19 protein-coding genes, 1 tRNA gene and 1 riboswitch are annotated in these 21726 nt (G+C 38.0%); of the genes, 9 read left to right on the forward strand and 11 right to left on the reverse strand.

What is annotated here, in order from left to right:
- Window positions 1-110: 110 nt before the first annotated feature.
- The 3 genes from EV200_RS17600 (at window position 111) to EV200_RS17610 (ending at window position 1119) form a co-directional block, all read left to right on the forward strand.
- Entirely contained in the window at window positions 111-317 is a 207-nt protein-coding gene (locus EV200_RS17600) for a hypothetical protein (protein ID WP_132534991.1), read from the forward strand.
- Window positions 307-636, forward strand: a complete 330-nt coding sequence (locus EV200_RS17605; RefSeq protein WP_132534993.1) for a type II toxin-antitoxin system RelE/ParE family toxin — start codon at window positions 307-309, stop codon at window positions 634-636. The genes EV200_RS17600 and EV200_RS17605 overlap by 11 nt, the downstream gene beginning before the upstream one ends.
- 66 nt (window positions 637-702) lie before the next feature.
- The gene (locus EV200_RS17610) at window positions 703-1119 is read left to right on the forward strand and encodes a helix-turn-helix transcriptional regulator (protein ID WP_132534995.1); all 417 of its coding nucleotides are present in this window, start codon (window positions 703-705) and stop codon (window positions 1117-1119) included.
- Between the two features lie 241 nt (window positions 1120-1360).
- Here EV200_RS17610 and nhaA read toward each other — a convergent pair whose 3' ends face one another.
- Window positions 1361-2674: a Na+/H+ antiporter NhaA gene (gene nhaA, locus EV200_RS17615; protein WP_165877964.1), complete on the reverse strand. Its 1314-nt coding sequence runs from the start codon at window positions 2672-2674 to the stop codon at window positions 1361-1363.
- A gap of 313 nt (window positions 2675-2987) precedes the next feature.
- Between nhaA and EV200_RS17620 the strand changes: the two genes are divergently transcribed.
- Window positions 2988-4532, forward strand: coding sequence for a SulP family inorganic anion transporter (locus tag EV200_RS17620; RefSeq protein ID WP_132534997.1), 1545 nt, complete (start codon window positions 2988-2990; stop codon window positions 4530-4532).
- A 197-nt stretch (window positions 4533-4729) separates the two neighbouring features.
- On the opposite strand, the gene EV200_RS17625 is transcribed toward EV200_RS17620, so the two are convergent.
- The 4 genes from EV200_RS17625 to EV200_RS17640 form a co-directional block, all read right to left on the reverse strand.
- A complete protein-coding gene (locus EV200_RS17625) occupies window positions 4730-6028 on the reverse strand; it encodes a voltage-gated chloride channel family protein (protein ID WP_132535000.1) in 1299 nt (432 codons plus the stop codon).
- Between the two features lie 19 nt (window positions 6029-6047).
- Complete coding sequence (eno, locus tag EV200_RS17630; protein WP_132535002.1) at window positions 6048-7328, reverse strand: phosphopyruvate hydratase; 1281 nt, start codon at window positions 7326-7328, stop codon at window positions 6048-6050.
- A gap of 408 nt (window positions 7329-7736) precedes the next feature.
- Window positions 7737-7802, reverse strand: a riboswitch (Fluoride riboswitch).
- A gap of 191 nt (window positions 7803-7993) precedes the next feature.
- A complete protein-coding gene (locus tag EV200_RS17635) occupies window positions 7994-9316 on the reverse strand; it encodes a site-specific integrase (protein WP_132535005.1) in 1323 nt (440 codons plus the stop codon).
- Between the two features lie 248 nt (window positions 9317-9564).
- Window positions 9565-9637: transfer RNA gene (locus tag EV200_RS17640), tRNA-Lys, on the reverse strand.
- A 470-nt stretch (window positions 9638-10107) separates the two neighbouring features.
- Here EV200_RS17640 and EV200_RS17645 point away from each other — a divergent pair.
- Window positions 10108-11376 carry an Hsp70 family protein gene (locus EV200_RS17645; protein ID WP_132535007.1) on the forward strand — a complete coding sequence of 423 codons (1269 nt, stop codon included), beginning with the start codon at window positions 10108-10110 and terminating at the stop codon, window positions 11374-11376.
- Window positions 11377-12064: 688 nt separating this feature from the next.
- Here EV200_RS17645 and EV200_RS17650 read toward each other — a convergent pair.
- The 4 genes from EV200_RS17650 to EV200_RS17665 all read right to left on the reverse strand — a co-directional run bounded on the left by EV200_RS17650 (window position 12065) and on the right by EV200_RS17665 (window position 16909).
- Complete coding sequence (locus EV200_RS17650; RefSeq protein WP_132535009.1) at window positions 12065-12727, reverse strand: CoA transferase subunit B; 663 nt, start codon at window positions 12725-12727, stop codon at window positions 12065-12067.
- 55 nt (window positions 12728-12782) lie between these two features.
- Complete coding sequence (locus EV200_RS17655) at window positions 12783-13484, reverse strand: CoA transferase subunit A (protein WP_132535011.1); 702 nt, start codon at window positions 13482-13484, stop codon at window positions 12783-12785.
- A 493-nt stretch (window positions 13485-13977) separates the two neighbouring features.
- Entirely contained in the window at window positions 13978-16356 is a 2379-nt protein-coding gene (locus tag EV200_RS17660) for an endonuclease MutS2 (protein WP_132535013.1), read from the reverse strand.
- A 1-nt stretch (window position 16357) separates the two neighbouring features.
- Entirely contained in the window at window positions 16358-16909 is a 552-nt protein-coding gene (locus tag EV200_RS17665) for a DUF4296 domain-containing protein (RefSeq protein WP_132535015.1), read from the reverse strand.
- A 70-nt stretch (window positions 16910-16979) separates the two neighbouring features.
- Between EV200_RS17665 and EV200_RS17670 the strand changes: the two genes are divergently transcribed.
- Genes EV200_RS17670 through EV200_RS17685 form a run of 4 tightly spaced genes read left to right on the forward strand, consistent with a single transcriptional unit; the run spans window position 16980 to window position 20639 of the window.
- Window positions 16980-17684: a YggS family pyridoxal phosphate-dependent enzyme gene (locus EV200_RS17670; RefSeq protein WP_132535017.1), complete on the forward strand. Its 705-nt coding sequence runs from the start codon at window positions 16980-16982 to the stop codon at window positions 17682-17684.
- On the forward strand, window positions 17681-18148 hold the full coding sequence (locus EV200_RS17675) for a GNAT family N-acetyltransferase (protein WP_132535019.1): 468 nt from the start codon (window positions 17681-17683) through the stop codon (window positions 18146-18148). Before EV200_RS17670 ends, EV200_RS17675 begins: the two co-directional genes overlap by 4 nt.
- A 1-nt stretch (window position 18149) precedes the next feature.
- Window positions 18150-19415, forward strand: a complete 1266-nt coding sequence (locus EV200_RS17680; RefSeq protein ID WP_132535021.1) for an aspartate kinase — start codon at window positions 18150-18152, stop codon at window positions 19413-19415.
- Window positions 19416-19454: 39 nt separating this feature from the next.
- The gene (locus tag EV200_RS17685) at window positions 19455-20639 is read left to right on the forward strand and encodes a class I SAM-dependent methyltransferase (RefSeq protein ID WP_132535023.1); all 1185 of its coding nucleotides are present in this window, start codon (window positions 19455-19457) and stop codon (window positions 20637-20639) included.
- A gap of 56 nt (window positions 20640-20695) precedes the next feature.
- On the opposite strand, the gene EV200_RS17690 is transcribed toward EV200_RS17685, so the two are convergent.
- Together EV200_RS17690 and EV200_RS17695 are read right to left on the reverse strand one after the other, a co-directional pair.
- Window positions 20696-20893 (reverse strand): cold-shock protein, encoded by a 198-nt coding sequence (locus EV200_RS17690; RefSeq protein ID WP_132535025.1) that lies wholly within the window; start codon window positions 20891-20893, stop codon window positions 20696-20698.
- Between the two features lie 197 nt (window positions 20894-21090).
- Window positions 21091-21726, reverse strand: coding sequence for a peroxiredoxin (locus EV200_RS17695; RefSeq protein ID WP_132535027.1), 636 nt, complete (start codon window positions 21724-21726; stop codon window positions 21091-21093).

Consider the following 21726-nt stretch of genomic DNA (forward strand, 5'->3'; position numbering starts at 1 on the left):
GGGGCATATTTTAAACGCTATTTCAGACGAAAATTCAATCCAGATGGTTTGTTTTTATGTTTGAAAAGATATAGTTATCTTTGTGTATTAACCCCCTTTAAACACAGATCATGAAAGTAATACTAGATATTAAGGACAATAAGGCCGCCTTTGTTATGGAGCTTTTGAGCAGCCTGTCTTTTGTTAAAGCAAGGCCGCTTTCCGATGAAAACGCTGTTTTAGTTGACGAGATTAAAGAAGCGGTTGAAGACCTTAAATTAGTACGCCAGGGTAAACTTAAAGCCCGCCCTGCAAGGGATTTGATCAATGAGCTATAATGTTTATACTTTACGCCCCTTTGATAAGCAGCTTAAAAGGTTGGTAAAAAAATATCCCTCTTTAAAAAAGGAATATATTGATCTTATTGATTCTTTAGAGAATAATCCAGAACAGGGCACAGCGATAGGTAACAAGTGTTATAAAATCAGGTTGGCCATTGCCTCAAAAGGAAAGGGCAAATCCGGCGGTGCCAGAGTTATCGCAAATTTGGTTATTGAAGATGACGCTGTTTATTTGCTAACCATCTATGATAAATCTGAAAAGTCGAATTTAACAGATGCGGAACTTGCCGAGCTGTTAAAGCAGGTTCCCGAATAAACAGACAACTAATTTATTTTACCACACAACAGAAGATTTATTACATTTGATTCAAATTAACATTATATGAGTACTACAACTGATCGTCCAAATAAAGTGCATGAAGGCAGAAATGTTAAACGTTTTCGTGAAATGATGGGGATTAAACAGGAAGGGCTTGCCGCTTCTTTGGGCGAGGAATGGAGCCAGAAAAAGATTTCAGTTCTGGAATCCAAAGAAAAAATAGAAGATGCACTTTTAGCGGAAATTGCTAAGATATTGAATGTGCCGGAAGAGGCGATCAGGAATTTTGACGAGGAAACGGCTATCAATAATATTCAATATAACTATGATAACAGCCACGGTCACTTAATCGGGCCGAATTATAATTGCTCATTTAACCCATTAGACAAACTAATGGAAACGGTAGATGAACTTAAAAAACTTCATGCAGAAAAAGAAGCACTCTATGAGCGTTTATTAAAAGCACAGGAGAATAAATAAGAATTAGACAAGGATATTTTATTCCAGGAAAGCCATTGCAAACCGCAATGGCTTTCTACTTATAATAGATTTTCTAAAAAAGACCCTAAATTTATATTCCCCACGCACGGTGCGGCCTGCGAAACCCCTTCTCCCAAGGCCAGCCCGCAGTTCTCGCTCTGGGCATTTACGGAAAGTAGCACTCGGGTTCTCCTCCTTATAGACAGGGATGCAAAGAAACCAAAGATGTATGTCAAATTTGTCAACTACCGGATTTTCCGATGCGTTTGAGTACAACAGTGCCAAGTAGCCCCGCAAGAACTGAAGCGATTAAAATTCCGTACTTGGCCTGATCGATGAAAACCGGATTTTTGAATGCCAGGCCGCTAACAAATAATGACATAGTAAAGCCTATACCTGCAAGCAGTGCAACTCCGGCGATGTGCTTCCAATTGGCTTGCTCTGGAAGGCTAGCTAATTTGAGTTTAACCATAATCCAGCAAAAAAGAAGAATCCCGATAAATTTTCCTATTATCAATCCTGCTGCCACACCAATTGATACCGGATTTATGATAGAAGAAAAGAAGTCTGATCCGATGACGATACCAGCATTAGCTAATGCGAACAATGGCATGATACCAAAAGCAACCCATGGATGTAGGGCATGTTCGATTGTTTGTAAGGGAGTTTCAGCAGCCATGCTCAGGCTTTTTACTTTTTGTATAGTCTTATTTTGCTTAGGTGTAATTAGACTTCCTTTTTCTGGTATGTCCGTCTCAAAGTCGTGTGACAGCTTCCTAAGGTTATCGGAATAGATATGCTCGTTTATTTTCGTTACCGCAGGAATTGTGAAAGCTACTAACACTCCAGCTATTGTAGCATGTACACCGGAAAGTAAAAATCCTATCCAAACGCCGATGCCTATAATTAGATAAAATAGACTACTTCTTATGCCCAATAAATTACCTGCGATTAAAACTAAAAGGAAACCGCCACCGATTGCAAGCGATATGAAATTTATTTCAGCTGTATAAAAAAACGCTATTACAAGTACTGCCCCGAGATCATCTGCTACGGCCAATGCAGACAAGAATACTTTTACAGAAACTGGAATGTTTTTACTTGCCATGGATAAAAGTGCAAGGGCAAAAGCTATATCGGTTGCCATTGGAATTCCCCAGCCATGATCAGCATCCGTACCTTTATTTATTGCAAAATATATCAGTGCAGGTAATAACATTCCCCCAAGCGCCGCAGTCATGGGTAAGGATGCTTTTTTCAATGAAGAAAGTTCTCCTTCCATAAATTCCCGCTTCAATTCCAAGCCAATTACGAAGAAAAAAATTGCCATTAATCCATCATTGATCCAGATGTGGAGTGGGTGGGTTAGCATAAAGTTATCAAACCCTACTGAAAAATTAATGTGCCACAAATGCTCATAAAATTCATGGTAACCAGAATTTGCCCAAACAATAGCCACAATGACACTAGCAAGCAACACAATGCCGCTGGTGTATTCTAAATGAATGAATCGGCTTACCGGAGCCATGATCTTATCTATTGCTGATTTCTCCATATCGCCAAAGATAGAATATATAAAATAAATCATTTTCGCAGAAATACAGTTTTTTTATATCTTTGCAGCAATCGAAATGAGAAAAAAGGATAAAGTTTCATATAACCGAGTGACAAAGCACTGATCAATATCAGTACATCTTTTTATGCACTAGCTGTTCTAAGCAAGGCAAATTCTTTATATCCAAATTTTTAAAACAGTTTTTTATTTGAAATTCCTTTTGGCATTTCTAAAAATTTAAATGTCGTTCAGCACCAAATGCTGTTCGAAATTTTCATTGAATCTTTTATTTTTCACTTATATACTTTATTACATGACTAAAACTTATTTAGGTCTCTTTGACTTTTCGCAAAAGATTAATTACAAAAATGAAATTCTTGCAGGTTTAACCGTGGCGATGACAATGATGCCAGAATCCTTATCCTTTGCCATACTTGCCGGATTTCCTCCTCTGGTGGGCTTATATGCTGCCTTTATTATGGGGCTAATCACCTCGATATTTGGAGGTAGACCAGGATTGGTTTCGGGTGGTGCGGGTGCAACAGTTGTGGTACTCATCGCACTAATGAAATCCAACGGCATCGAATATGTATTTGCCGCCGTTGCGCTAGCGGGTATTATTCAAATACTTGTCGGTGTCCTTAAATTGGGGAAATTTATCAGGCTTGTACCACAACCTGTAATGTACGGGTTTGTCAATGGTCTTGCGGTCATTATCTTCATGGCGCAGTTAGAACAATTTAAAACCGTTGTAAATGGGCAGGTTAGCTGGCTAAGTGGTACTCCTTTGATGATTATGGCGGGGCTTGTTCTGTTAACCATTGCAATCGTGGTCTTTTTGCCTAAAATTACAAAAGCTGTCCCGCCATCACTGGTAGCTATTATCGTTGTTTTCCTATTAGTATTCGGATTAAATATTGACACAAAAACGGTTAAAGATATCGCATCTGTTAGCGGAGGGTTCCCACCTTTTCATATTCCCATGATACCGTTTAATCTGGAGACACTTCAAGTTATATTTCCATATGCGTTGATTATGGCGGGAGTAGGTTTAACAGAAGGCCTGCTTACTGTTAATCTGGTCGATGAGATGACGGGTACAAAGGGCAATGGCAACAAAGAATGCATTGCGCAGGGAGCAGCCAATATAGCTAACGGCTTTTTCTTTGGTATGGGAGGATGTCCGATGATCGCCCAAACTTTAGTGAACCTGTCCGCTGGTGCAAGAGCCAGGTTGTCGGGGATAATTGCCTCTCTTACTATCTTAGCCATTATTTTATTTGGTGCACCAATTATTGAGCGTGTACCAATGGCAGCTTTAACCGGAGTTATGATTATGGTAGCAATAGGAACGTTTGAATGGGTTAGTTTCCGTATCATCAACAGAATGCCCAAACAAGATATTTTTGTTGGAATGCTGGTTGCAGTGATCACTATTTGGCTTCATAACCTTGCTTTAGCGGTCTTGATAGGTGTAATTATATCCGCATTAGTATTCGCCTGGGAAAGTGCAAAACGAATCCGTGCAAAAAAATATATCGACGAAAATGGTGTGAAGCATTATGAAATCTATGGCCCGCTATTTTTTGGTTCCGTTGCTGCCTTTAATGAGAAATTTGACGTACAGGAGGATTCCAATGAAGTGATCATTGATTTTAAAGAAAGCAGGGTTGCAGATATGAGCGGTATAGAAGCATTGAATAAACTTACCGAGAGATACCATCAGCTGGGTAAAAAACTTCATTTAAAGCACCTTAGTAAAGATTGCATACTATTGCTAAAAAATGCTGGAGATATTATTGATGTGAACATCATTGAAGATCCAACTTACCAGGTAGCGACTGACAAACGACAATAATATCAATTAAATGCCTGTTCATGAATAATGTATACATAGATTATATCTTATACAACATGAACAGGCAATTTTGCAACCATTATGGGGCTTATTTTATGAAGCTTCTTCTACTTCTGCATAAGATCTTAGTTTTCCCTTATTTGGAAATGCATAAGGTGACTTTTTATAAATGTATTAAGTGATACTTTCCCTAACCATTAAACTCTCTTGTCAATAAATATTTTTGGAACGGCAATACGCTGTGCTGAATAGATTCCAGAACTACCACTAAATAAATAAGCGGTAAAACAAGCAACTGCAAAAAACAAAGTGTATTCGCTTCCAAACAGCTCAACTCCCATAATTGTGCAGGCAAGCGGTGTGTTTGTGGCTCCAGCAAAGACAGCAATAAAGCCTAGAGCAGCAAACAAGCTAACGGGTGCATCCATTAGCGTGGAGAGTACATTGCCTAAAGTAGCTCCGATATAAAATAAAGGTGTTACCTCTCCACCCTTAAAGCCTGTTCCTAAGGTTAGCGTTGTATAGATTGTTTTCCATAACCAGCTCCAAGTATCAGCCCCACCAACATGAAAAGCAGAAGGAATTGTGATCGCCCCAGGATATTCGCCATCGACGCCTAAACTTAAATAATCAGGTTTACCAATAACCAGGGTAAGCCCAATAATTATTATCCCCCCAATGACAGGTATCAACCATTGTGTCTTAAATACTTTGGAAAAGAAAGTTTTAATTGCATGCACTGTTGTCGCAAAAAGATAACTAGCCAAACCAAACATTGCAGAAGCAAAAATAACTTTACCCAGCAAAAGAATGTCAAGTGGTAGGTAACTAGAAAGAATGTAATCACTTTTAGGCAAAATATCAATATGATATAACGTGTGATGTATTCCCCATGCTGAAACTGTTAAATCACCGATCACACTTGCAATCAACACGGGGAGAAGCGCATTGTATTTTATTTTTCCTATTGTAAGCACCTCCATTGCAAACACCGCACCGGTTAGTGGCGTGCCGAACACGGCACCGAAACCAGCTGCTATTCCCGCTGTCAAGACAATCTTTGTATCTGGCTCAGTTAGCTTAAACCATTTGCTAAACATCCCTGCAATACTTCCACCGATTTGTACTGCTGTACCTTCGCGTCCGGCCGAGCCCCCAAATAGATGAGTGATTACCGTTGTAATTAAGATCACAGGCGTCATCTGAGGGGGAACACCACCACCTGGTTGATGAATCTCATCCATGATGAGATTATTACCTTTTTCCGAAGACCTACCAACAGACTTATATATGAGATGAATGGCTATTCCGGCAATGGGTAAAAGGTAAAGCAGCCAGGTATGGCTGAACCGAAAGTGAATAGCCCAGTTCAGTAACCAAAGAAATAAGGCAACAGTACTTCCTATTGCTATCGCAATAGGAAGTATCAGTAATGTCCAGCGAACTGAAAATTTTAAAATATGGAAATGCTCGAATGATAATTTATTTTTCATCATTGATAATTGATGTTCGAAATTATAACTTTTTATAAAATGTGTTTATTCCTGCAAATGTGGCTTGGGCGCCTAGCTCTTCCTCAATACGTAGCAGCTGATTAAATTTGGCAACCCTTTCAGATCTACACCCGCTCCCGGTTTTGATATGTCCCGCACCTGTAGCTACAACAAGATCTGCTATGGTTGTATCTTCAGTTTCGCCACTGCGATGCGAAATAAAGCAATTATAGCCATTGCTTTGCGCAAGTTCTACTGCTTTTAGCGTTTCAGAAACAGTACCAATCTGGTTCAGTTTTATTAGAACACTATTAGCTATTTTCTGACTGATTCCCTGTTGAATAATTTTTGGATTGGTGCAAAATATATCGTCTCCAACCAATTCAACTTTATCTCCCAAGATGCGTGTGAGCTTTTCCCAGCCTTGCCAATCATTTTCACCCAGTCCGTCTTCCAATAGTATTATAGGATATGAGTTTAGCCATTCTTGCCAAAAAATGATCATTTCATCTGTACTAATTGTTTCTTTTGAACTTTTATAAAATTCATATTTGCCGTCTTTCCACATTTCGCTGGTTGCCGGATCAAGACAAAGCGAAACATCTCTGCCGGGAGTTAATCCTGCCTGAACTATAGCTTCCATTATGATTTGGACAGCCTCTTCATTTGAATTCAGATTTGGTGCGAATCCACCTTCATCGCCAACCCCGGTATAATACCCCTTGCTTTTCAACAAACTTCTCAATGAATGAAAAACTTCTTCTCCCATGCGAAGACTTTCCTTAAATGAAGGAGCATTATGTGGAGCAATCATAAATTCCTGAAAATCTATATTGTTATCAGAATGTCTTCCACCGTTAATCACATTCATGCAAGGAACTGGCATCAAATAATTTTCCTTGTCCACAAGTTGTCTGTATAATGGGATATTCTTGGCGACAGATGATGTTCTGGCAAAGGCGATAGAAGCTGCCAGCATAGCATTTGCACCCAACCTCGATTTGTTATCAGTTCCGTCAAGAGCAATCAAATGCTTGTCAAAATCATCCTGGTTATCAAAAGATAAGCCAACAAGGGATTTTCGCACGTCTATATTAATTCCATTTATTGCTTTTTCCACCCCTTTGCCATTATAGCGTTTAGGATCTCCGTCCCTCAGTTCTACTGCTTCTTTTTGCCCCGTACTCGCACCGGAAGGAGAGATTCCTCTTGCTGTAACTCCATTTAATGTCATTTCTACCTCTACAGTAGGGTTCCCTCTTGAATCTAGGATTTCACGGGCATGAATTTTTGTTAATTTCATATTTTTGGATTTAATCGTTGATATTTATTTGTTTTTAGATGCAATAAAAAATTAGTTAAAATTTTCTTTTACTTTTTAATTAGAAATGCTGGGGTGTTACGTCTTCCAAATTTTAGGTTTAGCTTGAATTTTGTCGCATAAATAGCATGTTTAATAGAAAAAATGTAGATATCGACAACTTATCATTGAAGGTTAACGCATAAGTAAAATGGAAGTAACCTTCATTAAAATAGATAGGTTTATATGCCCTAATCCTAACAAATTGTGGCAACCACTTAAGCATTCTTTGTTTAAGACAAAGTCCTAAAAGATTATTTACTGAAAAAGGGATAAAAGGCTGAGCTGATACTGATTTATTTTTTTTCACCTACAATAGTTTAGTCCATAAGGCTTAATTACCTCTTGGAGTGTATTGTAGGCGCCATCAGCTTTTAAAAGCGGTTGAATAGGAAGGACACCATTTCCTGCCGCTAATATAGCTATTAAATTGGTATTGTATTGAGAAAAGCAAATTATTCTGCGATCTAACACCAAAATATGTTTATTATGACATTCCCCTACAGCCTCGTTTATAGGGCGGGCGCATCCAAATATTAAAGGGCTGCAATTATTGCAGCCCCTTCACATATCCAAAACAAATTTACTATCAATTGTTTGGCAGAACTTTAAAAAGCTTCCTCCATAGAGTTTTTCACAATATATTTTTCCCTGATTAGGGCAATGTCAGTGCTTATTTTTGATTCGGTAACGTCATAGGCTTTAGTATGTTGGGCGACAAATTTTCCCATTAACGGAGCCATATCTTCGCTTACTTTGGTATCCAATACTTTAGCGTATAATTGAGTGGTACGTATATTGGTATGCCCTAGCATTTTAGATACGCTTTCAATAGGAACTCCATTAAGCAAAGTTACAGTCGTGCCGAAAGTCCGTTTTGCTATCCGGTTGCCCAATGTTTTATTAACCCCTGAAAGTGCCGCAATTTCAACCAGATATTCGTTCATCTTTTGATTGCTGGAAATTGGTAAAGCCCTGTTGTTATGGAGGCAATAAGGGTGATCTTTATATTTATCAAGGATGCTTACCGCTATTGGAAGCAAGGGTATTGCCACCCTTGTATCTGTTTTTTTTCGGTAGGTAAATATCCATCTTTCCCCATCAACCCCAATACTTACATCGGCTAATTTTAGTTTTTGAACATCCGCATAGGAAAGTCCCGTATAGCAACTGAACAGGAAAAAGTCCCGTACCTGCGATAACCTGTCAGTAGTAAACTGTTTTTGGGTAATCTTCTGCAATTCATCAGCGGTTAAAAACTCCCTGTGGACAGGCTTGGATTTTAGCGTATGCCCAAAGAATGGATCAGTGCTGATCCATTTATATCTGCGGCAGATACTGACGATCTTTTTGAGGTTTTTAACGTGTTTGTTTGCGGTATTGGTGTCGTTTTCCTTCACCGTATGCAGGTAGAAGTCAAAGCCGTCAATAAACTCGTGGTCTATGCGTTTCACATTAAAGTCCGCTCTGCCATATTTGGTAGCAACATAATCCACTACATGCCTTTCCAACACCTCAAATCTTCTAAGGGTTCCGGGTGCATATTCTTCTTTCTCCACTAATGCTTTCATTTTTTCATTGTGTGTTTTAATGGCCTCCAATATGGTGTGTGCTTTTTCTTCCTTGCCTAGGAATTTGCATTTTACACTATCGGCGGTTATTTCGGCTCCGTCCACGCTTAGCTGGCTATGGGCTGCATAAACTTCAGCTTTCATGTTTTCCAGATAGGCATTCAGGGTTTTGACATCTTCCTTTGTACCAATGACTTTTCCGGCTTTTGCATTCCACCGCTCTGGCTCGCAATTTCTGCTTGTTGACATTTCCGCACGAATCCCGTCCACTGTAATCCTTAAAAAGATAAAGTAAACAGCCCCTTTTGTGTAGTTCTTTGGCCTTTTCAAAAAGAAAAGCACGCTAAAATTAGTTTTCATAACGATAACATTAAGGTTAAACAAAAATAGCTTTGCAGTTTCATTCACACAAGATGTTCAGCTATTAAACCAGTTGAATATCAGTGTTTTAATACGAATTAGGGGAGTTTGATATTATAACGAACGACGCACCGAATGACGCACATTTTATATGCGATTTTGTGCATATTTTGGCATAACCCTTAAAATCAAAAACCCTGCAATCATTTGATTTGCAGGGTTTTAGTTCTCTTTGATATTGTTTCTTGTGATCCCGCTGGGATTCGAACCCAGGACCACTACATTAAAAGTGTAATGCTCTACCAGCTGAGCTACGGAATCATTATTGAGGTCGCAAAGATAGAAATTTTTTATAAAAAACAACAGGTATTTAAATAAACTGCCCCCCTCCCACCTGAAACTACTGATTCACAGCAAAATATTTTTCATCAATGATTGCTGAAATTGCTTTTGTGAAACATCACCTTCTAAATCTGAATCGAAAACACAAATTAACCGTTGAAAACTTTTGGTAGATAGCATCATTAAAATTATAGATATTTGCCGAAATATTCCCTGAATATGGTTTAAAACGATAAACTATCATTCAGGAAAACAGCAGCGTATTCAAGATCAACAGATTATCCTAAACAGACTTAAGAATGGACAGGCATTTTTCTGCGTTAGATTACAGCAATTCATGCGGTGAACTAAGGCAGGTTACCATCGGAGGACTTACATCCTATTCAATTTAAATCTGGTTTGGTTATAATGTTCGACAGACGCTAAAGAAATTTTAAATTCAGGTTTACATGAGTAACTTTTTATACGGAATTGATTTTGGAACAACCAATTCAGCACTCTCCATTTACGACGAACAGAAAAAAGAGATTATTGATACGATTTCTATTCCATCACTCATTTACTTTACCGAAACTAAAAGTATGGTCGATGGAGAAAGTCACATTGTGGGTGAAAATGCCATTGAAGCTTACCTGAATGATGGCATGAAAGGACGTTTCATTAAATCCATTAAACAAATTCTCTCCAGAAGCACCTTTACAGAAACCCGGATCCATAACAAACGCTATACCGCATCAGATTTAGTTACCCTGATTCTCAAAGATCTAAAGGCGAAAGCCGATCAAATCATCGGTGAAGAATGTCATAAAGCCGTAATCGGACGGCCGGTATTTTTCGATGACGACAACACATCAAAAGACACCTTAGCCCAAACCCGGCTAAAAAAGGCCGCAGAAATGGCAGGCTTTACAGATGTCCGTTTCCAGTTTGAGCCTATTGGGGCCGCTTTTGCTTATGAGAAAACCATTAAAAATAAAGAAAGAGTACTGGTAGCCGATTTAGGTGGAGGTACAACGGATTTCACCTACCTTATTCTAGATCCCGAAAAAGTAGGCAGCCAAAACCGGAAAAATGATATGATTGCTTCCGGTGGGATTTACATCGGTGGCGACAGTCTGGATTCTGCTTTTATGTGGGACCGCGGAACGCCATACTTCGGCAAGAACACCATGTACGAAGCAACGCCAGGAAAAAAATTGAATGTCCCTAAGTCACTTTTCGCCAATATCTGCACCTGGGATAAAATGAATTTCTTTAATGGCTTGAAAATCCAGAAAGAGATGGAAGATTACTATTATTATTCCGGTAATGATCCGAAGTTTAAAAACCTGATTACCCTGGTAGATCAAAATTTAGGCTATTCTGTATTCAGGGCCATTGAAAAAACAAAGATTGAACTTTCCGATCAGACGCAATCTGATTTCCGTTATTCCAATATGGGAATCGAAATAGATGAAAGCATTTCTATTGAGCAATACAATGGCATTATAGAAAAGGATGTCAACAAAATTGAAGCCTACCTCAACCAATTTATGGAAGATCACCAGATCAAACCAGAAGATATCGATTGTTTATTTTTAACCGGCGGAACATCAATGGTGGCCGCAATTCAGCACCTGTTTAAAACCAAATTCCCACACATTCCACTCAATTCAGGAGACAATTTCAAAAGTGTAGCCAAAGGCCTGGCGTACAGCGGTTATCTTTTTGAAAATTAAGCGGCTGACCATCCAAACAACTAACCCATCTAACCGTCTAAATGACACCAGGAGATGATGGAAGAAAAAAAAAGCCCCTATCCGCCTTGCGGCACCTTTCCCCGGATGGGAAAGGGCGTAAAAAAGCATTCTTCGCACCCTGTAAAAAGCACATTACTATTTCCACCATACTATTCGGCATGAGAGGTTCTGTGTTAAATGAAGTCAGTAGATAAAAACGCAAGGATTCTTCGCTGCGCTCTGAATGACAGCAAGGTGGGAAGATTACTTTACGCATTCTGTTAGCACTTTGCTATCTGCATCCTGTTATCCGGCCTGGGAGGTGATGGAAGGAGAAGCCGTTGAAATTTTTGCACTTCCGTTTCAAAGACCTCAAAGCCGAGGTAGCGCGAACGGCTCTTTAAAAAAATCTTTATTAAAATAAAATTGAGCCCTTGTGCTAGCGCCATATAAATTTCGGCGAGCTAATCCGACATCAGATCCAAGCCTTGATTTTTTGCTTCTTTGTTATCAAGAACAAAGAAGAAGCCCTTCGGCGGCAAGCCGAGGTAAGGATAAAGTGGTGGTGAACCAATAACCAACGAATGGGTTCTGTGTGAAAATGAAGTCAGTAGATAAAAACCCAGGGATCCTTAGTACCTCATGATGACATTTCGAATGATGATACAGCCTCTGGGAAGAAATGGAATTAGTCAAAGTTCATTTCCGGAATTTCTCCCTCAATAATTAATCTTCCAGCAGTAGATTGTTGTATAAATTCGACACTAACGCCCGGAGCCCGTTCAACAAGTTGAAAACCACCTTCAGGTAAAACATTTAAAACAGCCAATTCAGTTACAATTTTTTTGATACACTTTACGCCTGTTAATGGTAGCGTACATGCTGACAATAGCTTGCTCTCACCAGCCTTATTAACATGTTGCATGGCTACGATAATATTTTTCGCAGAAGCCACTAAATCCATTGCTCCTCCCATCCCTTTCACCATTTTACCTGGAATCTTCCAGTTAGCTATATCGCCATTCTCTGAAACCTCCATTGCACCTAAAATAGTCAGGTCGACTTTTTGTGCCCTGATCATTCCAAAGCTCATGGCCGAATCAAATATGGATGAACCCGGTAAAGTAGTGATGGTTTGTTTTCCGGCATTAATTAAATCGGCATCTTCCTCTCCCTCAAAAGGAAAAGGTCCCATGCCCAATAATCCATTTTCGGATTGCAGCACAACATTAATGTCTTCGGGAATATAATTAGCCACCAACGTTGGGATGCCAATTCCAAGATTTACATAGTAACCGTCTTTTATTTCTTTCGCGATGCGTTTCGCTATTTCTTCTTTTGATAATGACATAATATAATTTTGAATGAGGGAATGATTGAATTAATGAATGCTACTTACGGAGGACTTAAGATTTCACACGAACAGTTCGCTGCTCGATTCTTTTTTCATAATCTTTTCCCTGAAAGATGCGATGGACATAAATTCCCGGCGTATGAATATGATCTGGATCTAATTCTCCAACAGCAACCAATTCCTCTACTTCAGCAATAGTGATTTTTCCGGCCATTGCCATTACCGGATTAAAGTTCCTGCTTGTCGAACGGAATACCAAATTACCTGCGGCATCGCCTTTCCATGCTTTTACAATTGCGAAATCTGCATCGAATGCATATTCAAGTAAATAATCTTTCCCATCAAAATTTCTAATTTCTTTACCTTCGGCTACTTCTGTTCCTACACCAGCCGGAGTAAAAATAGCGGGCATTCCATATCCGGCAGCCAAACAACGTGTTGCAAGTGTTCCCTGTGGAATTAAATCAACTTCCAATTCACCACTTAACAACTGGCGCTCAAACTCTGCGTTTTCACCTACATAGGATGAAATCATCTTTTTTACCTGACGCTGCTTTAACATCAAGCCAATGCCAAAATCATCAACACCCGCATTATTCGAGATACAAGTTAAATTTTTCACATTTTTTTTAACCAATGCATCAATGCAATTTTCGGGAATACCACAGAGACCAAAGCCACCGAGCATGATGGTAGCGCCATCTGAAATATCTTTGATCGCTTCTTCAGCGCCTGATACCACTTTGTTTATCATATTATGAATTTTTGGTTAGGGCGCTAAATTAGTAATTGCCTTTATCAATTTCATATATCTGGACCTTTAAATCTTTTTAGAATGCCTTTAAATTGGAATTGATCTAAACAACGCTTACCTTTGTAAGGCAATGATTTACGAGAGAGACGAAGACAAAACATTTATTATCCCAACTGATCCTGAATTTCAAAAAGGCATGGGCTTTCTTTTTAGCTGTACAGCTGAACACAAAAAATGCTGTGAAAAATACAAAAAAGGAAAGCGCTGCAAAAAATGTCCAGGTGAGAAAAAGAAGTAAGCTTGATCACTTACTCCTCTAATTATATTGATTAAAATCCTCAATCAAGGCCTCTAATCATCTTTAATGTCATTTATTGTATTTTATAATCACCCTAAAAGGAAACAGCAACATTCTGATCATTTCACATAGACGATTATCTTATCTATTTCCTTTTCCAACTTCACAACTACCCAACTCTCAGACTCCCCTTTCTTAATTCAAATAAACGTAGGTAATTCCATCCCCACCACGATCTGCATGTTCATCTTCCATCCTATTCACCTGACTATATTTCCGAAGATACTCACGAATCATTTTCCTCAAAATTCCATCGCCTTTACCATGAATTAGTTTAATAGACGGAAAGCCGAGCATAATTGCCTTATCTAAATATTTTTCTACCTCAAACAGGGCATCTTCTGTTCGTTTGCCACGGAGGTCCAACTCTGCACGAAAGCCAGAGACAGCATCGTTCATTCGGCCAGCAAAAGAACCACCACTACTTTGTACCACTTTTTTAGCTTCCTTATTACTGATTCGTTGTACCCGATTTTTTTTAACAGTAGATCGTAAATCGCCGATAGCTAAAATGAGTTCATTTCTGTTTATTTCCAACACAATACCAGTGGTTTCGCTATCTGTAAACTTAACCCAATCGCCTATAACTATTTCACCGCCTACCACAACAGGTGCTGGTTTTGGCCGCTCTTTTGGCACCGTGTTTTTAATAAGCTCTTGCTGTAAATTTTGTCGAAGCTCCTTAGTAGCCTCCTTATCTGCCTGCTTTTCTTTGATCTCAGCAATGGTATTTTCAACCAGTTTATTGGCGTTTTTAATAATGCTTTGTGCCTCTTGCTTCGCTTCTTTGATTAAAATCCTTCTGTTTTCATCAAGGAATGACCTTAATTTCTCATTTTCTGCGATCAGATTTTTAGCTTTATTTTGCTGATTGGCTAAACTCACCTTTACATCATAAACATTCTTTTTTTCACGTTCCAAATCAACCAACATCGTATCTACTCTATTTTGATTAGATCCGGTCTTCTCTCTGGCTAGTTGAATCACCTCTTTCGGTAACCCAATATTTTGGGCAATTTCGAAGGCATAAGAACTACCAGGCTTACCCATTTCTAAAATGTAAAGTGGTTTCATCTTTGCATTATCAAAAAGCATAGAGGCATTCTCTAATCCCGGTGTGTTCCCCGCAAATAACTTTAAATTTGAATAATGGGTGGTAATTACGCCACGTACTTTTTTATTATTAAGTACCTCCAGAACAGCCTCTGCCATGGGGCCACCAAACTGCGGATCAGTACCGGTACCAAATTCATCAATGAGTACCATGGTTTTGGGCGAAGCATGCTCCACAAAATACCGCATCTTTTTTAAATGTGCACTATAGGTACTTAAATCGCTTTCTATCGATTGGTCATCTCCAATATCTGCAAAGATATTTTCAAAAATGCCGACCTCACTGTTTGCATCCACTGGAATCAGCAAGCCTGTCTGCAACATAATCTGCAATAAACCAACAGTTTTCATACAGACTGATTTACCTCCGGCATTTGGTCCGGAAACTAAGACAACCCGCGTTTCTGCATCAATATGAATATTTAAAGGCGTAACTGTTTTCTTTTCTGCAGCAAAAGAGATTGATAAAAGCGGATGTCTGGCATTAATCAACTTTGTTTTAGGCTCCTTTAATAAACCAGGCATTTCGGCTTCAATATCTAAGGCAAATAAAGCCTTCGCCCGCACAAAATCTAATTTAGTCAGGAAACCATGATATGAAAGTAATAATGGAGAATATGGCCTTAAGTCATCTGTAAGCGCTACTAAAATCTTAATAATCTCACGGCGTTTATCAAATTCTAAATCACGCAGCTTATTATTTAAAGTAAAAACTTCCTCCGGCTCAATGTAAACAGTTTGACCAGTGGCAGATTCATCATGTACAAATCCCTTAAGTTTACGCTTATTTTCGGCTAAAACCGGAATACACATCCTGCCATCGCGAATGGTTAAACTACCATCTGCTACCCAATTATTCGCAATAGCTTGCTTATAGATGCTATCCATGCGCTTACGCACATCCTGCTCAGCACGTGAAATGGCGGAAGTAATTTCCTGCAATTCTTTTGATGCATTTGGTTTGATTTTACCTTTTGCATCAATCACTGTCTCAATTTTTCTGATGATATTTTTCTCGATAGGCAAATGTTCAAAGAGTGCTTCCAAAGTAGGATATACTTCTGCCCGCTCTTCAAAAAACCGCAAAACAGAAAAAACAGTCTGTAGCGATGTGTAAACCTGAAACCACTCATCTTCCATAAGATAAGTACCTTCTACCCTGATTTTATCAACCAGAGATTTAATATCAAAAAAAGTATTTATTTGTAATGGCTCCTGATTTTGCAGGATACTTTTAAATTCGTGGGTTTGACGTAAAAATTTATCGATTTGATCAAAACGGTTCATCACCTGCATCTTTAGCACCATTGCTTGCCCCATCGGACTTAAACAATGTTTGCTAATGAGTTGCCTTATCTCTAAAAAACCTAAACGTTCTAAACAATTCTCGGGATATAACATATTATTGTACTGCAACGGCTAATGGCTTCAAATCACCACTTTTCTTGGTGTTCAAAAGCGAATCAGCTTGTGCTTTCTTTTTTTTAATTTGTGCATCTGCTTTAACCTTCGATGATGAATCTGTTTTCATCTTTTTTCTAATGGCTAAAGAATCAGCTTTAAATGTTTTAATAATTTTAATTGAATCTGCCTTAAATCTCCTTTTTAGCAATAACGAGTCGGCCTGTTTAAGTTTAGCTTTTTGATTGTCTAAACGAGTTGAGATGACTTTATACATTTCCTGCAGTTTTTCAGGATTTTGATAATAGTAATTTAAGCTTCTGTTGTACGCTGCAGAATCGGTATCAAATTTTTTATAAATCCCCTTATAATATGCAGCGGCCACTTTTCTGGCAGAATCCTGAACATAAATCGTTGAAATGTAACCATCTGCAATGTGGACATCAAATAAAATGGCCTCCATCTTTTCTTCATCAATGATGCCACTTGGCGTTTTAGATTTGCAGCCAAACCACAGTATAGCAACAATTAAACCCCACATTATCTTTTTCATGCTCAATTAAAGTATTATTTTTTGCCCAAATTGCGGCAAGGTTGTTAATTTTACCCAAAAATAGTTATAAATGAGCATAGCTGATAATCTTAAACAATATAAAAGCGAAGTAGAGGCTGACGGTGTAAAACTGATTGCCGTTTCTAAAACACAAACTGCCGATACCATTTTAGAAGCTTACCAAGCAGGGCAACGAATTTTTGGCGAAAACATCGTTCAGGAGATGGTCGATAAACAGACACAACTTCCAGCTGATATTGAATGGCATTTAATTGGCCATTTACAAAGCAACAAGGTTAAATACATCGCACCTTTCGTGAGCCTGATTCATGGCGTTGATAGCTTGAAATTGCTGCAGGAGATTAACAAACAAGCGCTTAAAAACAAACGGGTTATTGATTGTTTATTACAAATCTATATTGCAGATGAAGAAACTAAATTTGGCCTTGCTCATGATGAAGCCATTGAATTACTTCGTTCCAGTGAATATAGTGAAATGAAAAATGTTAGGATTATTGGTTTAATGGGCATTGCGACAAATACCAAAAATGAAAAACAGATTACCATTGAGTTTAATGAACTAAAGATATTTTTTGATGGATTAAAAGCAAGTTTTTTTAAGGATGAAGATTCTTTTAAAGAAATTTCGACAGGAATGAGTGCTGATTATAAAATAGCAATAGAAGAAGGCAGTACAATGGTTCGGATTGGAAGCAGTATTTTCGGAAAACGGACCATCAAACATTTCAAAAACACATCAGAAAATCCATCATGAATTTAAATATAAGAACTGCAGAAGCCGCCGATTGCCCAAGGATGCTCGAATTGATTACTGAATTAGCTGTTTATGAGCGTGCACCTGAAGAAGTTACCGTAAATCTTGATCATTTTATCGAAGCTGGTTTTGGCGCAAATGCTGTGTGGAAGGCTTTTGTCGCTGTAGCAGATGACACCATTATTGGCTTCGCCTTATATTACACCCGCTATTCTACCTGGAAAGGCTGCAGATTATATCTTGAAGACTTCATTGTTACAGAAGACTTCAGGGGCCAGGGCGTTGGTAAATTACTTTTCGAAAAAGTAATTGAAGAAGCAAAAAATGGAAATTATAATGGCATGGTATGGCAGGTTTTAGACTGGAATGAACCCGCAATTAATTTTTACAATAAATACAAAGCACATTTAGAAAGCGGATGGTTGAATGCTGCACTATCTACAGAGCAGGTTAAGGCATTTTAATATGGATATATATAAATTTGGGGGTGCCTCAGTAAAAGATGCAGCTGGCGTAAAAAACCTTTCCACTATAGTACGAGATTACCAGAACGGCAAATTGCTGATTGTGGTTTCCGCCATGGGAAAAATGACCAATAAGCTTGAAGAATTAACGAAGGCTTATTTAGAAGGCAATGAAAATACCCATGCACTTTTAGAAGAGATAAAGCACTTCCATTTTCAAATTATAGCAGAACTTTTTGATGGCAAATCACATTCCGTTTATGATGATGTGGCCAATACTTTTGTAGAAATTGAGTGGTTAATTGAGGATGAGCCTGATAACGATGCAGACTATATTTATGATCAGATTGTATCGATTGGTGAAGTCGTTTCTACTAAAATAGTAGCTGCATGGCTAAAGGAAAGTGGAAATAAAACCTTGTGGGCAGATGCCAGGAACTTTATTCAGACTGATAACACTTACCGTGAAGGAAAGGTCGACTGGACAAAGACTAATCTGATTATTCAGAAAGATCTTGTTCCTCTGCTTGAGGATAATATTATTGTTACCCAGGGTTTTATCGGTGGAACCAGTGAGAACTATACAACAACATTAGGAAGAGAAGGGTCGGATTATTCTGCTGCTATATTCGCCTCTTGCCTAAACGCCGATGCACTAACCATTTGGAAAGACGTTCCTGGTGTTTTAAATGCCGATCCGAAATGGTTTGACGAAACCGAACTCATTGCGCAGCTTTCCTATCATGATGCGATTGAACTTACTTACTACGGCGCTACAGTTATTCACCCAAAAACGATAAAACCCTTACAAAATAAAGGCATTCCATTATTTGTAAGATCTTTTATTCAGCCTGAAGGTACGGGAACAGCCATTACAAAAGAAAATAATCCCTTGCCGATTCCTTCTTTTATATTCAAAATTAATCAGGCACTGATCTCTATTTTCCCTAAGGACTATTCATTTATTATTGAAGAAAATCTGAGTAATATTTTTGAGCGGTTTCATAAACATAAGATCAAAATCAATACGATGTTAAATTCTGCCATTAGTTTTTCGGTAAGCATTGACGATCATCCTGAACGGATTGAACGCCTGATTGAAGATCTTTCTGCGGAGTTTACAATTAAATACAATAAAGGTCTTGAATTGGTTACCATCCGTTATTATAATCAGAACACCATTGATCGGGTTACGGTTAATAAAGATATTTTATTGGAAGTAAAAAGTCGCTATACTTGTCAAATGGTTATGAAAAATAAGTCCTGAAAGAATTCTTAACGCCATATACTGACGTAAATTTATAGAATGAATCCTAAACTTTTAACCAAGGCTGTACAAGAATACATTGACGCAAACCTAAAGGCAGATGTAAATCATATCGCTTTGGCTAAAAGCAAGTTTGATGGTATCAGTTCATCAGAATTGGCCGGACAAATCTTGAGTAAAAAGAAAGCAGAGAAGAAATTACCGCGTTGGTTTCATACTCCTGGCATTTATTATCCTTCGGCACTATCAATTGAGCAAACTTCCTCAGAAATTACAGCCAGCTATAAATCTAAATTAGCAATCGGACATTCGTTAATCGACTTAACCGGAGGCTTTGGAATCGATGCAAATTATTTTGCTAAACAGGTGGATACTGTGACACATTGTGAAATTAATTCAGAATTGTCAGAAATAGCAGCCCATAATGCGAATATTCTGGAGTCAAACAATATTGAATTCAAGGCCGTTGATGGAATGGAATTCATCAAATCAACATCACAACGATATGATACCATCTATGTAGATCCTGCCCGCAGGGCAAGCATGGGCAAGGTTTTTATGCTGAAAGACTGCACACCTGATGTCAGCAGTAATTTAGATTTATTATTAAAAAAATCAGGAAGGCTGCTGATTAAAACTGCTCCTTTATTGGATATTACAGCGGGTTTGAATGAATTAAAACAAGTGAGTGAAATTCACATCGTGAGTGTAAAAAATGAATGTAAGGAACTATTATGGGTAATTAATCATGATTTTACCGACGAACCCAAAATATTCGCAGCTGCACTTAATGAAACCGAGAAAATATTTTCATTCAAAAAATCAGAAAGTCATATTAATTTAAAATATGCGGAGAACCTATCAACATTTAAATATTTATATGAGCCGGATACCGCATTATTAAAATCAGGGGCTTTTAATTTGATTGGCGAGCGATATCACTTGGTTAAACTACATCCGCAGACACAACTTTACGCCAGCAATATCATTAACAATAGTTTTCCAGGAAGAATTTTTGAAATTCTGCAACAATTAACCACAACGGATTTAAGAAAGGCAACCAATCTAACTGGGAATATTATTGTTAGAAATTATCCGGCAAAGCCCGAAGATTTATCAAAAAAGTATAAAATTAAGTCCGCCCAAGATCAGTTTTTAATCTTTACTAAAACTGGAGGAAATGAGAATATAATCCTGAGTGCACGTATTATTCAGCATTATTAACAAGAAAAGCCCTTCCACAGGAATGACTTTTCTTATGATACCAATATAGTATGATATTAAATTTTCTTAACGTTTACAGCCTGTAAACCTTTTGTACCATCAGCCACATCAAATTCAACTGCATCACCTTCCTTTATTGCATCTATTCCACCCAAAACATCCTTGAAATGAACGAATAAATCTTTATTGTCTTCTTGAATGATAAATCCAAAACCTTTTTGAGTATTAAACCACTTAACTTTTCCAATTGCCATAAAAAAAATAAAAAATAATGATAAATAAATAATTCTTTACGTCTTGTTATTCATTTTTTTTAAGCATTTCAATTTGATAACCAGATTAAACGTCAATTCACAAAAACAAAACTATCAAATATAATAAACAGACCTAAAAAATATCTACATATTGTATTTATTAACGATAATGTTGCATGGTTTAATAATACAGATATTTATTTATTAGGTTGTGGTGTAGTACGTAAATAAGATTTGATTACGGTATGACCCTTTGGAAATTTAGCTGGAATATCCTCAGTTTTAATGCTATTCACTACAATTACATCATCCCCATCTTTCCAATCTGCTGGTGTAGCAACAGAATATTGAGCGGTAAGTTGTAAAGAATCAATTACCCTTAACACCTCATTAAAATTTCTACCCGTGGATGCAGGATAAGTAATAGTCAATTTAACTTTCTTATCAGGACTGATTACAAAAAGCGATCTCACGGTTAATGTTTCTGACGCATTTGGATGAATCATATCATATAGATTTGCAACTGTTTTATCCGGATCGGCAATAATTGGAAATTCTACAGTGGTGTGCTGAGTTTCATTGATATCATTAATCCATCCTTTATGCGATTCTGCCGAATCAACGCTTAACGCTAAAACCTTTACATTACGTTTCTCAAACTCTCCCTTTAAGGCAGCAGTTCTTCCTAATTCTGTGGTGCAAACGGGTGTATAATCCGCCGGGTGAGAAAATAAAACACCCCAGCTATCTCCTAAAAATTCGTAAAAGTCAATTTTTCCGATAGATGTTTCTGCCTGAAAATTTGGTGCGGTATCGCCTAATCTTATACTCAT

The organism is Pedobacter psychrotolerans (assembly GCF_004340665.1).
In the GTDB taxonomy this organism is placed as follows: Bacteria; Bacteroidota; Bacteroidia; order Sphingobacteriales; family Sphingobacteriaceae; genus Pedobacter; species Pedobacter psychrotolerans.

What these genes read in the sequence shown, in the direction of transcription:
- EV200_RS17600 (WP_132534991.1), top strand. Translation starts at nt 111, where the DNA reads ATGAAAGTAATACTAGATATTAAGGACAATAAGGCCGCCTTTGTTATG.
- EV200_RS17605 (WP_132534993.1), top strand. Translation starts at nt 307, where the DNA reads ATGAGCTATAATGTTTATACTTTACGCCCCTTTGATAAGCAGCTTAAA.
- EV200_RS17610 (WP_132534995.1), top strand. Translation starts at nt 703, where the DNA reads ATGAGTACTACAACTGATCGTCCAAATAAAGTGCATGAAGGCAGAAAT.
- nhaA (WP_165877964.1), bottom strand. Translation starts at nt 2,674, where the DNA reads ATGGAGAAATCAGCAATAGATAAGATCATGGCTCCGGTAAGCCGATTC.
- EV200_RS17620 (WP_132534997.1), top strand. Translation starts at nt 2,988, where the DNA reads ATGACTAAAACTTATTTAGGTCTCTTTGACTTTTCGCAAAAGATTAAT.
- EV200_RS17625 (WP_132535000.1), bottom strand. Translation starts at nt 6,028, where the DNA reads ATGATGAAAAATAAATTATCATTCGAGCATTTCCATATTTTAAAATTT.
- eno (WP_132535002.1), bottom strand. Translation starts at nt 7,328, where the DNA reads ATGAAATTAACAAAAATTCATGCCCGTGAAATCCTAGATTCAAGAGGG.
- EV200_RS17635 (WP_132535005.1), bottom strand. Translation starts at nt 9,316, where the DNA reads ATGAAAACTAATTTTAGCGTGCTTTTCTTTTTGAAAAGGCCAAAGAAC.
- EV200_RS17645 (WP_132535007.1), top strand. Translation starts at nt 10,108, where the DNA reads ATGAGTAACTTTTTATACGGAATTGATTTTGGAACAACCAATTCAGCA.
- EV200_RS17650 (WP_132535009.1), bottom strand. Translation starts at nt 12,727, where the DNA reads ATGTCATTATCAAAAGAAGAAATAGCGAAACGCATCGCGAAAGAAATA.
- EV200_RS17655 (WP_132535011.1), bottom strand. Translation starts at nt 13,484, where the DNA reads ATGATAAACAAAGTGGTATCAGGCGCTGAAGAAGCGATCAAAGATATT.
- EV200_RS17660 (WP_132535013.1), bottom strand. Translation starts at nt 16,356, where the DNA reads ATGTTATATCCCGAGAATTGTTTAGAACGTTTAGGTTTTTTAGAGATA.
- EV200_RS17665 (WP_132535015.1), bottom strand. Translation starts at nt 16,909, where the DNA reads ATGAAAAAGATAATGTGGGGTTTAATTGTTGCTATACTGTGGTTTGGC.
- EV200_RS17670 (WP_132535017.1), top strand. Translation starts at nt 16,980, where the DNA reads ATGAGCATAGCTGATAATCTTAAACAATATAAAAGCGAAGTAGAGGCT.
- EV200_RS17675 (WP_132535019.1), top strand. Translation starts at nt 17,681, where the DNA reads ATGAATTTAAATATAAGAACTGCAGAAGCCGCCGATTGCCCAAGGATG.
- EV200_RS17680 (WP_132535021.1), top strand. Translation starts at nt 18,150, where the DNA reads ATGGATATATATAAATTTGGGGGTGCCTCAGTAAAAGATGCAGCTGGC.
- EV200_RS17685 (WP_132535023.1), top strand. Translation starts at nt 19,455, where the DNA reads ATGAATCCTAAACTTTTAACCAAGGCTGTACAAGAATACATTGACGCA.
- EV200_RS17690 (WP_132535025.1), bottom strand. Translation starts at nt 20,893, where the DNA reads ATGGCAATTGGAAAAGTTAAGTGGTTTAATACTCAAAAAGGTTTTGGA.
- EV200_RS17695 (WP_132535027.1), bottom strand. Translation starts at nt 21,726, where the DNA reads ATGAGTATAAGATTAGGCGATACCGCACCAAATTTTCAGGCAGAAACA.